Raw genomic sequence first — 15,832 nt, forward strand, 5'->3', positions numbered from 1 at the left:
CACAGCTATGAAAACGATTACCTGCGCGACAATTTTCAAGCGGCTGCGGCGGCCCGCCGCAACGCGAGTTGCTGATGCCGCACGAGCAGCACGCTCAAGCCGATGCAGACGAACATCAGCACGGCATTGATCGCGAGACTCAGCTGGAACGCGTGGGCGTAGCGGACAGGCGCCGCCTCGGCCCCGACTGCTCCCAGCGCGCCGAAGAACGCGCCGCTGATAGCGGCCGTGCCGAACGCCGAGCCGATCTGCAATGTCGACGAGATTACGCCCGACGCGAGCCCTGCTTTTTCGGGGGCGACCTCCAGCAGCACGATGCGCATGATCGACGGCAGCAGCAAACCCTGACCGACTCCCGCGCATACCAGGCCCGCGTAGAACGGCAGGTCCGGCGCGGCGGCCGCGGCTGCGGCGAAGCCGATCAGATGACGGACGTAGTAGATATCCCTTGCCTGTCGGTAGTCGGTGCGAAGATGCCCTGCCATGGAGAAGACTTAGTGCAATCGACCCGATTTCCGAAAATTGATCACTTGTCGGATGCCCCGAGTTGCTGCAGACAATGCTTGTGACGGTAGCCCACAAATAGATCGTCTTGTTTTTCTACCTTGCGAGGACGGCACGCGAGACAGCCCAACAAACCCCAGCTAGTGCACGAGCCTATGACCAGCGTTCGACACAGAGTTCACTAGTCGACGGCGCGAATCATCGAGTGGTGCCAGCGACAAAACATCCTGCAACTCTTCCCTCCAGAGATCACTGTCATTCATTTGCACGGCCGCCAACGCCAGCTTATATGTCGAAGTCGGATCGATCGGGTTGAGTCTGCGCGCATGAGAAAAGCTGTCGACGGCTTCGCGCCATGCACCAGACGAGAGATGGGCGCTTCCTAATGCAATCCACGCGGCAGGATCCCCCGGCGCCAGGCGGGTCGCTCGGCTCGCGTACTCCAGAGCTTCAGAAGGAGCGCCCAGGCTCGAGAGACAGTTGCTGCTGTTTATAAGTGCGCCTGGCACATCTCTCTGTGCAAGTTGTTGATACAGCGGAAGTGCTTCCGCTCGGCGCCCGAGTTTTTCCAGGCAGATGGCCTCATTGAAGACGGTGCCATCGTCTTCCACATGGGTCAGGAAAGCGTCGTACGCACGGACCGCTCCTTCGTAATGGCCAAGTTGCATCAACGTGTTGCCCTGTTCACGCAGATGCTCACACTCGACCTTCAGCGGTCGGCGACCGTCGCGTTTCATGGTCTGCATAGAATGTGATCTGTACCTTTTCAGCACCACCAATGCAAAGACGGCCATGCACATTATCGAATTACCGACGTTCATCCAAACCATCTCATTGGGTTGGCCTCCACTGACTTCAAGAAGCATGAGCGCAAAGGTAAGGTTACTTAGAAACCAGATTCCCCACGAAACGAGGCTGTAGCTGCGGACGTCAGCGTCTTGCGCTATCACTTTCCTGATGGTTGGAAGGTAGGCGAAAAATCTCGCCCCGTTCCAGAACAGGAACATCGCGGAGATCCAGTGACTAAGATTCCAGTGACTAAGAAAGTAGGACATGTGGTTCCCCCAAGGCAGCCGCGACAGGTTGTCAGGGCGCGCCGGCTTTGTCGTCTGCATGCGCCGGAGGGGGGGCGTAGGCGGGGGCGAGTGCGCAGTACAGGTCGGGCAGACACTGCGCAAATGCCGGATCGTTCGCAGTCCTCGCGCTCCTCGACGGGAGCCGGATCAATGGCGGTGCACGATATACGCTAATCACTGTCGGCCGAGCTGCGGTGACATCGATGGAGTCTTCTACCGACATCGCCTCCGTACCCGCATGGACCCACCTTGTCCCGCAAGCCACGACAAGCCCCAAGGACATAGCAACCAGCTTGTTTGCGTTTGGCTTCATTGCCGATCTCCTGACTTTTGCGTAGTGCCGCTGTCAAAGCGGCCCACGGTCAGAGTTTCGGTCAGCATGGCCTTCCGATAGCCTTCTGCTCGCTCACGCGGTATCCGAAGCCGGCGCCTCTATCGGGTACGGATCGACTGATAGAGGCCTTGAGTCGGCGCAGAGGGCTCGATGCCCAGTGTGACCGACAAGATCTGTCGGCAATGACGGTATGCATCGAGAGCTTCAGCGATGCGGCCCTGCTCACTGAGCGAGAAAATCAACAAACGATGAAATTCCTCGTTAAGCGGGTCGTTCTCAACAGCCCGTCGGGCAAGGCTTGTCAGGGCCGGCCAGTTGCGAAGGCGCTTGAGTTCAAGCCCGACGCTAGCAATCGTGCGAGTAAATTGGCTTTGCAGGCGTGCGCGGGCGACGATGGCCCACTGGGTCTCCTCGCCGTGCAGAAAGTGACCCGAATAGAGGAGCAGGAGTTCGTCGGCCAGTTGCGCCCATTCAACTGCATCGGCATTGAGTAAAGCAGCTTGTTCGACCTGGTGACAAAGGCGCTCGAAGTTCCACGTATCGACGCGAAATTGTTTTGGGTCGAGGGTGACGCAACCATCCTGCATGACAAGGGCATCGTCGCGGCCCACTAGCTTGCGCAGCCGATGCAACGCGAGTTCGAACGCGTTCTGTCCCGCGTCGCCGTCGAGATCGGGCCACAACTGGTCGATCAGCGTGACTTTGCGAGCGTGTCGGCCGGGATGGGCGATGATGGCCTCAAGCAATTCCAGCGGCTTGCGCTGTGGCTTACCACTGAAGCGCAGAGGCTCATCGTCGACGAACACCGCCAGCCCTCCAAACGTGTTGACACGAACGGCCCAGGGCCAGGGGTCAACATCCGGCGATTCGGGCAGCAGCCGTTCCCCCTTGATAATTGCGCGAACGTATTCGCATTCGATGCCGTTCTTCAGCGCGAACGCGAGCAGGCGTTGCATTGCTTCAGGGCGTGCCCACGGATGGATGAAGCGGAACTGATGCGTACAGCCGATGTTCAGTCCACGTCTCAGCGGTTCCAACGCGGATTGTGTGGCGTCGGCCTGAAGCCGACAGTATGCCGAGAGCAGGAGGCCGGCATGCTCGAACAGCGGACTGCGCATGCCCCTTGCAATCGTCAGCATCTCGTCCAGATGCGTCTGCGCCGCCGCGCAGTGCCCGGTACAGATCAACGCCTGCGCCAGAGCGTTGCGGCACAGCGCAGTGCCCACAGGCATTCCACACGCGAGTGCGGCCTTCAGGCCGCGTTCCCCATATTGCAGTGCCGCCTCCAGATCTCCGTTGAGCAGATGGCGACCTGATTTCAGATAATTGAAAAGCGCGGTATCTGGTCCCGCGCCGGTTTGAAGCAGACCCTCCATAACGTACAGGCTGCGGTCCGCTGTGTCGAACTGACGCGCCGCCAGACAGGCATAAGCCCGCTGCGCATGAATGTAGCGGTCCATTGCATGCACGCCGCTTTCGCGTGCAATGGCAAGTGCCTCGTCCAGAAGCGCCAGGGCGTCGGCCGGCGAGCCGGTGCTCCAGTAGTAGCGAGCCTGTTGCAGCCGCCAGCAGATCAATGGGAGCGGCGCGACGTCCGCTTCTGGCGCCGACTGGTCGACCGTGCGCAGGAGCAGCGCCGCCTTGGGAAAGTCGCCTTGCCAGATGAGATGCATGAGCAGAACCGCGCCCGTCCTCAGACGCTGCTCCGTACCCGACATCGTCGACAGCAAGTTCCAGGCTCGCTCGACCCATTGAGGCAGCTTGGGATGATCGGGGCGACGGAAGATGATTCCTTGCAGGCAAGGCACCAGCCTCGCTTCCAGAGCGGGAGGCAGAGCGTGCGCGATCTTTTCTAATGCGTTCTCGAACGCGTCGATCCATTCATCCGCCGGATGAAGGTCCTCTGCCCGCTCAAGGAAAAACGTTTCGATCATGGCTGCAGCGCACATCACGCAGCCAACGACGTCCTCCTCTTGCTTGAAGCACCGGAACGCTTCCTTGAACGCGGCTCTGGCGTCGTCAGAAGTGAACGGCATACGAGCGGCGCCAAGCCAGTACGAGAGCCAGGGGGCGCGCTTGCGCACGTCCTCGTCCGTGCGGCAAATCCAGTCTTCCAGGGTCCGGTGCCTGCCTTGGCTCAACAGCGTGTCCGCATGGTCGCAAATCAGGCGAATCAAAGCCTCGCCATCTTTCGCGAGCAAATATAGATCCACCGCCTGTTCGATCTGGCCTTGTTCTTCAAGCACCCGCCCGGCGCGCGCTGCGAGCCTTTCGCAGGTTGCCGGTCTGTACGCCTGCCGTGCACGATAGAGAAGGAACTCGCGAAAGAGCGCATGGTACTGGTAGGTGAGCTCCGCGCCGCTGCGCCGTTCCACAAACATGTGCCGGCGATACAGAAGGTCGAGAATGCTTGCCGCGTTAGAGCGGCCGGACATTTCGCGCGCGGTCTTCACGGTCATGTTCGGAAGAAACGCCGAACGCATCAGGAAGTTGCGCATGGATGCGGGCGCCTGGTCGAACACAAGACCGGCGAAGTAGTTGAACACGGCTTCAGTTGCCTGCGGTGCAAACGGCTCCGTTGCGACGCTGGTACGCCCACTACGTTCGAGCAAGAGCATGAGCCCAGCCACCCATCCGTCCGACTGCCGCTGCAGTAGCCGCAGCGATTCATCGTCCACGTCGTGGCGGGTTGTCGCAATCTCTGCGGTCTCGGCAAGGGACAGCCGCAACTGCTCCCATCCGATGACAGCAAGCTTCTGGTTCGCGACAAGGCGGACGAATTCAGGCGGCGGCTCTGTCAGACTGATGATGATCAACCGGATGCGTTCGGGCCGTTCTTCCGCGGCCTTTTCGATGATCCGGTGCAGCAACGCGCCGGTGCCCGCTTCCTGATAGTTGTCGAGCACAAGCACGGCGTTGTCAGGCAGTCGGGCAAAGAGTTCCCGAAACCAGTTCTGTGCGAACCCGACCGGGTCTGGTTCGAACTCGGGTGTGAACAGCGGCAGACGCGCGGTGCGCTTGCCGTCCACGCAGGAAAGCGCAGCCTCGCGCAGGTAGAAAAAGAAAGTCGCCGGATGCCGGTCGGCCGCGTCCACCTGGAACCATATGCCAGGCAAGCGACGAGTGGCTTGATAACTTGCCACGAGTGTAGTTTTGCCGGCGCCGGGCGGACCGGTGATCCAGGTTATCGCATGCTCTTGCTGCGCATCGAGCAGCGCGAAGAGGCGCGGCCGGGCAATGGTCCGGTGCAATCGTGGGCGCGTAAACTTCGCGAGAAGCGGTTTGCTGTTCGCCATTGGCCTTACCTGCGTCACCCACGAGACAGCCCGGATCTCGTGCGCCCACTCAGCAACTGTTCGCCGAGGCGCCCCATCGGAATATCCTCGGAAGCTCGGGTTCCGCCATACTTTCGCTCCGATCAGACATTTGCAGCCGGCGCGTCCGAGGAAACAAGTCCACCCAGGCTTTCACGGTGGACGGCTCAAGCGCAGGGGCCTGCGACGTGGTTTCGCATCTGAATTCGGGAACAACCGGAGGTGCCCTATCCGTCAGATTTCTAATCGATTCCGGGCGGGAGTCAAGTTGCTTTCAGGCAAGACGGTTCATCATCGTGTGGCACGACGCTTCGCCGCCTGGAACAAAAGGTCCACCCTTTCGCAAGCTTGACCAGAAGTACCTACCGCTTCTGCTCGAAATGAACGGGTGCGCTCGCCTCCTCATTCACATGGAGGCGAAATATATCGGGACGTGCATAGTGGCCCACGACATCGAAGTCGAATTTGCCCCTTGCCAGGTCACCAAGATCCAGTTCGTGGACCAGTAGCGCGTCTTCATCGAATAATGGACCGGCCAGGACCGCTCCGAGGGGCGCCACGATGCAGCTGCCGCCACGCATGAGAATGGTGTCGGGGTCGTTGCCCTGGACCGCTGCATAACTTTCCGGGGCATCGCTGCGTCGCAAATGCTGACACGCGGAGAGAACGAAACAACGGCCTTCCATCGCAATGTGCTGCATGGATGACACCCACGTGGGGCGGCTGTCTGCCGTCGGCGCACAGTAAATCTGAACGCCTTTCGCGTACATGGCCATGCGTAATAGCGGCATATAGTTTTCCCAGCAGATCACCGCTCCCAGACGGCCGAATGGCGTATCGAATACGGGAAGCGTCGATCCGTCGCCGAATCCCCAGATCAGGCGCTCTGCCGCCGTGGGCATCAGCTTTCTATGCTTGCCGAGAAGCCTGCCGTCGGGCGCCAGGAAGATCACGGTGCAGTACAGCGTGCCGCCGTCACGTTCAATCACACCGATCACCAGGTACTGCTTCAGGTCGCATGCGATCTCGCCAAGCCGGTTGGTCCAGACGGATGGCACCTCGATTGCGCTGTCGAAGTACCGGCGATACTCCTCCCTGCCTTCAGGCGTCCTTTCGCCGACAGAAGCGCCGAAATGCAGTCCCTTGGGATAAGCTGGTAAAAATGCTTCAGGGAACACAACCAACTGCGAATCCTGTCTCGACGCCGCGACGACATGTTGCTCGACCTTCGCTAGCGTTCGTTCGACATCGAACATGGCCGACCCGGTTTGCACTACTGCTGCGCGCAAAACATGCTCCATTCTGACCTCCTGTCCAATCGCTGCCTCGACATGCGTTGAGATCTGGCCCACTTACGTTCATTCTGCAATGCTCATCGTCGATCTGTCGCCCGCTGCCAGACGGCGGTCGACGCGCCATATCCGAAGCTGCCGGGTGTGATATACGTCAGTCGGTCGCCTTCAATGACGAATGGCCTCGCCTGTATTTCATCATCCCAGTTCGGGAAGTTTCCTTTTTTAATGTGGAATTCGATGCGTCGTGTAGTGGGATCGACTACATAGCTTCCGAAATGGGCAACACTTCCCTGCAAAATCGATTTGCTTTCTTCTGTCGTCGCCGAGAGGCGGTCGCCTGATGCAAGCTTCGGCAAGTTGGCGCGCACTGCGATCAGGGTGTAACGTCCATCCTCGCCAAAAACGAGTTGACCTTCGGGATGCTCTCCCAGTACTTCAACTGGACTTCCGCTTTTCAGGACCGTCAACGAAGTCAGATGCCAGGTGCCGATCAGGCTCTTTCCAGTCTGTGCGACGGCATATTGAAATGCAAGAAGAGACGAAGCCCATACGGCAGTGCTAGCAAAAAATACAGTCAGGCGACGTTGCATAAGAATCTCCTTAAGAGACAGCTAGACAGCAACACTCACCGGAATGACCAGCCGAAGGCATCGATTTTTGAGGCGGCAGCCCCTCCGGCGGGGTCCCCCACACGTGGAAACGGACAACGAAAGCTCAGGTTCATGTCGCGGCGGCAAATCCGATTCAGGCGCAGCGGTTTACGGGTGAATCTCCTCAAGGCGCCATTTGTCGGTTAAAAGTTTGAGTAATTTCGTTCGCTTAACTTATGTTTTCGCCAATTGAGTCGACCCGACCATCGCGCCGCATGGTGGACGAGCATCGAAATACCGACCGAGACCACGGATATCGACCCGGCAAGAAGCAGCGTTGGATGCACCGGTAGATGCTCGATACGTTGGATAAGTATTTGTTGAAGCGGAAAGTGAACGATGCAGATGATGAGGCTTGCACGACCAATTGCGCTCATCGTTCGCCCGACAATAGGAACGTCTCCTAGCAATGACGCAATCGAGAAGACGACATAAGAGCCAAGCAAGGCGGAAAGAGTTGTGAGTCCCGCGCTGTCATAGCGTCGCAGGTTCAGATCCATTGAAGATCCAGGTAAAGCCTGAATAATGATGAATGCGGCAACGGCGCATAGGATCAACCAGCCCTTCGGTTGCATATCCAGCAAAGAGCGGCGCCATGCATGACCAGCCAGAACAAATGCAAGCGAAAGAGGCAGTAGATCGATGCTCCATGGAAGTTGAGCCAGCGCGTCCTGCCGATCGAAATGGTGCAATATCCAGCTTCCAGCGGCGATCAATGCAATCGCAAGTAAGGCACATGTCGTGCGTTGATAGGCGACGCGTCGTGTGAGACGCGTGATCAAGAAAGCCGAAATCGCCACTAACCAGAGATGGGGCAGGAACCATAGTGTCACCCAGGGAACCGTTGCGCCGGATGCATACAGCGCGCCAGCGATCGTTCGCGCAGCGCGGGGCATGGACAGCGGCATCTGCCACAATGCCTGTGCTACGACCACCGCAGCGTAAGGCACGAGCAGTGACACGGAGCGCGTCGCGATGACGTCGCGCCAGTGCGCCTCGTTGCGAGTGAACATTCCGGTGACTATAAAGAAAACAGGTAGCGCGAACGCGAGCAACGCATCAAAGATCTCGCCGTCGTGCTTGAGCAGCAGGGGATTGTGAATTGCAACAATTCCAATCATCGCGATCCCTTTGGCTACGTCAACATGAAGGGAACGCTTCCGGTCCAGCTGCGCATGACCGGCTAGGCAGTGCGCATCACCGATGGTCTCGATAGCGGAACGAAGAGTGAGCATGGCTCCTCCTTTCGGAGCATGTTGCGTCCCGAGATGCATCGGGAAACCAACTATGGCTTGAGCTTGCGTCACCATGACCTTCCGATAGCCTACCGATCGCTGAAGTCCTGTCTCGTGTCGGCGCCTATCGCACCTCTACAATCAGATCACGCTCCGGATTGCGCCGGGAAATCGATTAACAACGTAACGGACAGAGCATGCGGCAATCACGGTAAGGCCGGTGCGTACTGAACTGGTCGGTCTTGAGAGCTGTCCGAAGGTCACACGACATTAGAACCAGCGGTTTTATCCGTCTGAGCCGTTACAGGTCAACCTAGAGCGCCTCTTCCGCCAGCGCGTGAAGACTCGCGAATTGTTGCGTCCGAAAACGCGACTGCGTTAGCAACTTAAAATGGAATGGGGTTACGCCCGTCTGGGCAGCGACGAGATCAACGGGTTCCTGCTTGTTCATTGTTTTCCCTGCAGTTGCTGGTGAAGGAAGTTGTTGCGCAGATCGACTATGACTCGGATTCGGCGCGCGGAGGCTGATCGCAAAATCCCGGGTGATGTGGAATCGCAACTCGCTCCGACGCGCAGCTGCGACGCGACGTGCGCGGCGGCGACAAGGTCACGATGCCCTACGACGAATCGCAACAGCCGCCGAGCAATCTCGCGCAGCACGGCAAACCGCTGCGTCTTTCAGCAAACATTACTCAAATTGACACATGGCGGTGCTGCATGAGACAGGGCCCACTGGCGGGCCCGGAACGGGCCATTGTCAGCGCCGAAAGCGGACGTCCGGGAACGTGATTCGGGAAGCGCGAATCCGATTTTCAACAATATCGGATTGGTTACAAGTCTACGTTTGCCGCCATTGCGACTACACGTTGCGCCATCCGGATGTTCGCATAGTCGACCAGTTTCCCATCGACCTGAACGGCGCCACGTCCCTCACGCTCCGCTTCAGTCATTGCCGCGATGACACGTTGAGCTTCGCACAGCTCGTCGGCGGTAGGAACAAAAGCGCGGAGCGTCGTATCGATCTGGCAAGGATGAATAACCTGCTTGCCGTCGAACCCCATAGTCGCAGCTTTGACAGCCAACGCCGACGTCAGATCCGAATCATGGAAAGCGCCGCAGGGTCCGTCGATTGCCCGGAGGCGGTGAGCGCGCGCCGCAACCAGAATGCGCATCATCGGATAGGCCCACATGTCGAGTGCCGTGCTCGAGTAGTCGCCTTGCGCGGATCGCGCGGTCAGGCGGTACCCGGGATGCGAAAGCCCGATATCGACACCCTTTGCCCCGATCGACGCGGAGAAGTCGCCTACGCCAAAATGCAGCGACTCGATCAATTCCGAATGTGCGGCGATCTGCTCGCAGTTAACGAGCCCGAGAGCCGTCTCTATCATCACCTCCAGACCGATCGGCGTCCTCCGACGTTGGCTGTGGAGTTTGATCAATCCAACAACTCTGTCCACGTCAGCAGTACATTCAACCTTCGGAACGAGCAGTGTATCTAGTCGCGGCGCGTCCGTTAACAGCCTTGCAACCTCCGTTTCGATGGTCGCGCTAGCCGGCACATTGACGCGCACGCTCACAGCTTTGTGTCCCCAGTCCAGCTCGTTGATCGCCGCGACAGCGCCGAGGAGTGCGGTCTCCTTTTGAGCTTGGGGCACTGCGTCCTCCAGGTCGAGAAAGACGGCATCCGCCGAACTGCGGGCAGCCGATTCGACCATACGACGCTGATGGGCCGGTACCGCAAGGAAGGTTCTCGTTACACGCATGGAAATATGATCCCGATACGATTAAGGAATGGGTCAAGCGATACGCAAGCGGGACGGATGCAGTCCCAGCTCGCCGAGGATATCGTCGGTATGCTCGCCTACATCGGGCACGCTTTTCATCACTGGCGACAGTCCGTCGATAATCATCGGCGGCAAGAACACGTCGAGTAGACCCTCCGGGCTTCCGATGGAAGTTACTCGGCCGCGCTCATGCAGTTGCGGGTGCGCGAGAAAGTCTTCGACCGTATTCATGCGCCCATTGGCGATGGCGGCCCGTTCGAGAAGGTCCCCCAGTTCGGCACTCGTCCATTTGGCGAAGGACTCGGTGATCAGTGCTTCAAGTGCGTCACGATTGCGCACGCGATCCGGGTTCGACGCGAAGCGTGGGTCGGTGCGAATCTTCGCATCACCCAGCACTTTCTCGCAGAAATTCCGCCACTCGCGTTCGTTCTGGATTCCGAAGAAGACTGTCTTGCCGTCGCCCGCGGTAAACGGCCCATATGGCGCGATGGTCGCGTGGCGAGCACCGGAGCGCTCGACCGGCTTGCCGCTATCGCGTGTGAAATACGCCGGATAACTCATCCACTCGGCCATGGCGTCGAACAGCGAGACTTCGAATGCGGTACCCTTGCCTGTCCGCTCGCGGCGATAGAGCGCGAGCAGAATGCCATTGAGCGCGTACATGCCAGTTGCGATATCGACGATAGACAGCCCGCACTTTGCCTGTTCATCTGGCGTCCCGTTGATCGACAAAAAGCCCGTTTCACATTGAACCAGCAAGTCGTAGGCTTTTTTGTTCGCATACGGTCCTGTCGAACCATAGCCAGAAATATCGCAGGCTATGAGTCGAGGATAGCGCTCAACGAGAGACTTCGCGTCGAGGCCAAGCCGCGTCGCCGCGCCGGGCGCGAGGTTTTGAATGAACACGTCCGCGCGTGGCAACAGTTCTTCCAGTACCTCTTGCCCGAACTCTGACTTCACGTCCAATGCCAGGCTTTCTTTTGAGCGATTCGCCCACACGAACTGGCTCGACATGCCGTGCATCGCCTTGTCGTATCCGCGGGCAAAATCGCCGCTACCGGGCCGTTCGATCTTGATGACGCGTGCGCCCCAATCGGCAAGATGCCGACTCGCGAGCGGAGCGGCGATCGCCTGCTCAAGCGATACCACGGTTATGTTATCGAGGGGAAGGTTCATATCCGGCGCTTTCTCAGTTGGTTGAGGACGATCTACCGGGCTGCCTGCTTGCGCGCGCCCAATTAATTCCTTGAGAAAGTTTCCCGCAGGCGATACGGCCTGTGAATCATCGATTTGTGAAGGCCGCATTCGGAATTGAAGACTTGCGCGGCTGAATCGGCAAACGACTCAATGTATTACGGCGTTTCAGGCAACGCGATTCAGCGTTCGTCGCTCCAGAAAACTTTGCACGTTGGCGGAGACCGCGCGTGCGAGTGTCTCGACGGCGGACGAACTCGCCCAGGCCACATGAGGTGTCAACAATAGATTGTCCGGCTGACCGGTGACGAAACGATGCTGCTCGTGCGGTGGTTCAAGCTGTAAAACGTCAAGCGCCGCGCCAGCGATGGATTGCCTGAAAAGTGCCGCCTCGAGCGCACGCTCGTCGACGAGTGCACCGCGCGCCGTGTTGATCAGCACCGCAGTGGGACGCATCATCGAAAGCTCGCGTTCTCCGATCAAACCCTTGGTATCGTCGGACAAAGGGCAATGCAAAGAGACCACGTCGCTGTTGGCAATCACGGTGTCGAATAAGGTGTAACCCGGGCGCGCTGCGGTGTTGCCCTTACGCTCGCTTACCAGTACCCGCATACCGAGGGCTGTCGCTATCCGCATGACCTCCTTGCCAATCGCACCCAGGCCGATCAGACCGAGCGTTGCGCCGCGTATGTCGTGGATGGGCGCGCCGTGGACACAAAACACCGGCGACGAAGTCCATGCTGAAGCAGCCAGTTGGTTGTACGAAAGCGATTGCCTGCGCAACATGAAAATGCAGCCGATCACATGCTCGGCCACGCTCGATGCCGCATACGCTGGAACATTGGACACCTGAATATCGTGTTCACGGCAATAAGCTACGTCTACGGTGTCGTAACCGCTCGCCGCGACGCAGATATATTTGAGCTTTGGAAGTTGCCGCAGTGTGTCCGACCGAAGCGGAACCTTATTGGTGATGGCGATATCGGCGTCTGCCAGCGCGTCGATAAGCTCATGCTCGCGGGTGCTGAGTCGCTCCGTCCAGCGGTCGGATGACCGTGGCCGAGGCACTGGCACGGGCAGGGTCGCACTGTCCAGAAAGACGATATGACTCATGAGAGTGGAAATCTCCAACGTTCGGTTAAGTCTGCGGCCCTTGCGTCAGACCGGGGTGTGGGGATTGCAGATGGCGAACAAAGTTCTGTGCGGAGCGTGGCAGTGCGTTGAAGTCACGGTAACCGATCAGGCTTTCCAGCTTCGTCCATTCATCGCTAAACGGGACGACCTTGTAGCCATAGCTCTCGTCCGGCGTTTTCACCGTGACGTCGGACATAACCGCGAGGCCAATACCGGAGCGCACCATCGTGCGCATCGCGTCGAAGCTCGTTACCTGCAAACGGATACGCAACTTGCGCTGCAAGTCGGCGGCGCACGACTGCATCATTCTGAATATCAGGCTGCCTTCGTGGAAAGCAATCTGGTCATAGTCCAGCGTCTCAGCGAAGGAAACTTCAGTTCGGTCGGCCAGGGGATGCTGCGAGGGCACCACAGCAACGAGGTTCGAACGTCGGAACGGATGCACGATCAGTCCTGCTGTCGAGACGCCAGACCAGAACACGCCCAGATCAGCGATGCCGTCGCGCAGAGCACGAACGATGAACGGGCTGCTCCATTCTTCGAGATGAACGTCGATCTGCGGATACGCTTCGAGGAACGTACGAATGGTCGGGCCAAGAAAGCCGACGATCGCAGTGCTATTGGCGAATACGCGGACTTCACCCTTGGAGCCGTCGCCGAATTCGCTCATCTGCGCACGCATGCGAGCCATCACCAGCATCATGTCCTTCGCGTGCGTGACGAGTTCGAGCCCGGCGGGCGTTGGGCGAACACCCATGTTACGGCGTTCGAGCAATTGCACCCCCAGCGCGTCTTCTAGATCGCTGATCCGCTTACTGACGGCAGATGTCGCGATAAAGTGACGCTCCGCGGCCCGCGCGAAATTGCGTTCCTCAATAACGGTGAGAAATATTTTCAGTGTAACAAGGTCAATCCGCATGCAAAGTCCAGATCGCTCCGGCAGGGTGTAAGTCAAGTGCGCAAGGCACGCTTCCGACATTCAGAATAGTCAGGCCTGGCGCACTCAACGTCCGCCTTACCCGTGGTTGAGGGTGATCGTCTTCAAGGTCGTAAAGCTCAACAGGCCCTCCATTCCTTTCTCACGGCCATAGCCGCTTTGCTTGACACCGCCGAACGGCAACTCTATACCCCCGCCCGCGCCGTAGCAATTGACGAACACCTGCCCCCCATGGAACGCGTGGGCGAGGCGCATCTGGCGCCCACCATCGCGCGTCCAGATACCGGCAACCAGACCGAACGCCGTGTCGTTCGCAAGATGGACGGCCTCGGCTTCATCCGAAAACGGCATTGCAACCAATACCGGTCCGAATACCTCATGCTGGGCCAGGGTGTGCTTGTGCGGTACGTCACGCAATAACACGGGAGGCTGGAAATATCCTCCCTGTGCAGCATTCGGCGCAAGCTTCCCTGTCGCGGCAAAACGGATGTTGTCAGCGTCTGCCCTGGCAAGGAACGTCTTCACCCGGTCGAGCTGAGTCGCGTTGATCAACGGCCCGCAGTCGTAGTCTCGTTCCGAAGGGCCTGCGGTGACCGCTTCGAAACTGCGCGCGAGTCTTTCGATAAGCTCTTCGTACAACGAGGCCTGTACGAGCAGGCGGCTACCGGCGGAACAGGTCTGGCCGCTGTTCTGCACGATTGCGTTGCGAATGATCGGCAGCGCGGCATCCAGATCGGCGTCGTCGAAGACAATTTGCGGAGACTTCCCACCGAGTTCCAGCGTCACCGGGCAATGGTGTCTGGCCGCCGCCTGGGCGACGGCGGTGCCCGTTGCGGGCGAACCCGTAAACGAGATATGTGCAATGCCAGGATGTTCGGCGAGCGCGACGCCGGCTTCGCGGCCGTAGCCAGTCACGATGTTCAGCACGCCCGCGGGCAGGCCTGCTTCGGCCGCCAGTTCGGCCAGCTTGAGATACGAGAGACAGGCATCTTCGGCCGGCTTGACCACGCACGCGTTGCCTGCCGCCAGCGACGCCGCGACGCTGCGTCCGAACATCGCGGCGGGATAATTCCATGGAATGATATGGCCGGTCACGCCATGCGGCTCACGAACGGCCAGCACCGTATGCCCTGGCAGAAAGGGGATCGTCTCACCATGCAGCTTGTCGCAGGCACCCGCATAGAATTCCATGTAGCGTGCGCACACAGTGATGTCGGCCGCGGCTTGCTTTAGCGGCTTGCCCGTGTCCTCCGATTCGATGCGCGTCAGCGTCTCGTGATTGTCGAGCACGAGTTGGCCGAGTCTCGCGAGAATGCGGCCACGCTCGACTGGACCGATACGTCGCCACGTGGTGTCGAATGCTTTACGCGCCGCCTTGACGGCAACGTCGATATCAGCCGCGTTGCCACGTGCGATGCGTGTGAATTCAAGCCCCGTGGACGGGTTGACCACGGCTATTGTGTCGCCGGTCGAAGGCGCCACCCATTGATTGCCAATGAAATGATGGGCTGTTGTCACGTTATTTCCCCTGTAGCGAGACTTCGCTTTGCTGCTGGCGTTGGCCGGCGGCAAGAATCGCGTCGTCGCGTCCGATGGGAAGCGGTGCCCAGTTGGTCGAACGCACGAAGTCGCCGCGCGGCTTTTCCACGTCACGGGGACGGTTCGCAACGCGGTTATAGGTGAGGTACGCCTGCCAGCGGTTCTCCGCTGACATATTCACCCCTGACCCATGAATGGTGAGGCAATGGAATAGCACTAGCGTGCCAGCTTTGCCGACGATCGGGACCGGCGCGCCGGACGTCTCGAGGATCTGCTTGATGCGATCACGCTGTACCGCGCGCTGCGGCAGCTGGTAGGCCGCCTGGCTGTCGTCGTAGTAATGGTCGATGAGGCCCAGTTTATGACTGCCGGGAATCATATACAGCGAGCCGTGGATTTCCGCGGTATCACTGAGCATGACCATCGCTGTCAGCATGTCATTCTCGGGATAGCCATCGTGCACCCAGTAACCGAAGTCTTGATGCCAAAGCCATCCTGTACCTTCGAGCGCCGATTTGGTGTTCACCTTGGTATGGGCGATATACACCTCCTCGCTGCCAAGCGTTTGCATCACTGGACGCAGAAGGCGCGGTGTGCGTGACAGCGCCCGATACTGCGGCGATGCAACGGGTCCGTCAGTTTCGTGGACGCGAAAGATCGAACGTACCGCACCCGAGCTTTCCCTGAAGATGGAATCCGCCTTGATCGCGCACAAACGTTCGGTGTCGTTCCGGATGGCCTGCACTTCCTCACTGCTGTAGCAATTGGGAATAACGATAAATCCGTCACGGTGGTAATCCGCAATCTGTTGCTTGCTCAGTTCCATTTCGTCTCCT

General features: G+C 59.0%; 11 protein-coding genes and 1 pseudogene. All 12 read right to left on the reverse strand.

The window, feature by feature from the left end; genetic code table 11:
- Positions 1 to 35: 35 nt before the first annotated feature.
- Positions 36 to 419, reverse strand: a pseudogene (locus tag H281_RS0115120) (MFS transporter); the annotation flags it as partial.
- Positions 420 to 644: 225 nt separating this feature from the next.
- A complete protein-coding gene (locus H281_RS0115125; RefSeq protein ID WP_164701882.1) occupies positions 645 to 1,559 on the reverse strand; it encodes a tetratricopeptide repeat protein in 915 nt (304 codons plus the stop codon).
- A 453-nt stretch (positions 1,560 to 2,012) separates the two neighbouring features.
- Positions 2,013 to 5,210 carry a BTAD domain-containing putative transcriptional regulator gene (locus H281_RS0115135; protein ID WP_020067969.1) on the reverse strand — a complete coding sequence of 1,066 codons (3,198 nt, stop codon included), beginning with the start codon at positions 5,208 to 5,210 and terminating at the stop codon, positions 2,013 to 2,015.
- Between the two features lie 380 nt (positions 5,211 to 5,590).
- Positions 5,591 to 6,529: a nitrilase-related carbon-nitrogen hydrolase gene (locus tag H281_RS0115140; protein ID WP_020067970.1), complete on the reverse strand. Its 939-nt coding sequence runs from the start codon at positions 6,527 to 6,529 to the stop codon at positions 5,591 to 5,593.
- Between the two features lie 71 nt (positions 6,530 to 6,600).
- The gene (locus H281_RS0115145; protein WP_020067971.1) at positions 6,601 to 7,113 is read right to left on the reverse strand and encodes a lipocalin-like domain-containing protein; all 513 of its coding nucleotides are present in this window, start codon (positions 7,111 to 7,113) and stop codon (positions 6,601 to 6,603) included.
- A gap of 203 nt (positions 7,114 to 7,316) precedes the next feature.
- Positions 7,317 to 8,408, reverse strand: coding sequence for an acyltransferase family protein (locus tag H281_RS0115150; RefSeq protein ID WP_020067972.1), 1,092 nt, complete (start codon positions 8,406 to 8,408; stop codon positions 7,317 to 7,319).
- An 830-nt stretch (positions 8,409 to 9,238) separates the two neighbouring features.
- Positions 9,239 to 10,171, reverse strand: coding sequence for an HpcH/HpaI aldolase/citrate lyase family protein (locus H281_RS0115165; protein WP_027804621.1), 933 nt, complete (start codon positions 10,169 to 10,171; stop codon positions 9,239 to 9,241).
- 33 nt (positions 10,172 to 10,204) lie between these two features.
- The gene (locus H281_RS0115170) at positions 10,205 to 11,368 is read right to left on the reverse strand and encodes a CaiB/BaiF CoA transferase family protein (protein WP_020067976.1); all 1,164 of its coding nucleotides are present in this window, start codon (positions 11,366 to 11,368) and stop codon (positions 10,205 to 10,207) included.
- Between the two features lie 186 nt (positions 11,369 to 11,554).
- Positions 11,555 to 12,499, reverse strand: coding sequence for a D-2-hydroxyacid dehydrogenase (locus H281_RS0115175; RefSeq protein WP_020067977.1), 945 nt, complete (start codon positions 12,497 to 12,499; stop codon positions 11,555 to 11,557).
- Between the two features lie 25 nt (positions 12,500 to 12,524).
- Complete coding sequence (locus H281_RS34670; protein ID WP_164701884.1) at positions 12,525 to 13,475, reverse strand: LysR family transcriptional regulator; 951 nt, start codon at positions 13,473 to 13,475, stop codon at positions 12,525 to 12,527.
- Between the two features lie 60 nt (positions 13,476 to 13,535).
- Entirely contained in the window at positions 13,536 to 14,975 is a 1,440-nt protein-coding gene (locus H281_RS0115185) for an aldehyde dehydrogenase family protein (protein ID WP_033379558.1), read from the reverse strand.
- A 1-nt stretch (position 14,976) separates the two neighbouring features.
- Positions 14,977 to 15,822, reverse strand: a complete 846-nt coding sequence (locus H281_RS34675; protein ID WP_020067980.1) for a phytanoyl-CoA dioxygenase family protein — start codon at positions 15,820 to 15,822, stop codon at positions 14,977 to 14,979.
- Between the last annotated feature and the right edge of the window lie 10 nt (positions 15,823 to 15,832).

Origin of the sequence: Paraburkholderia caledonica, assembly GCF_000383275.1 — a bacterium.
Lineage (GTDB): Bacteria > Pseudomonadota > Gammaproteobacteria > Burkholderiales > Burkholderiaceae > Paraburkholderia > Paraburkholderia caledonica.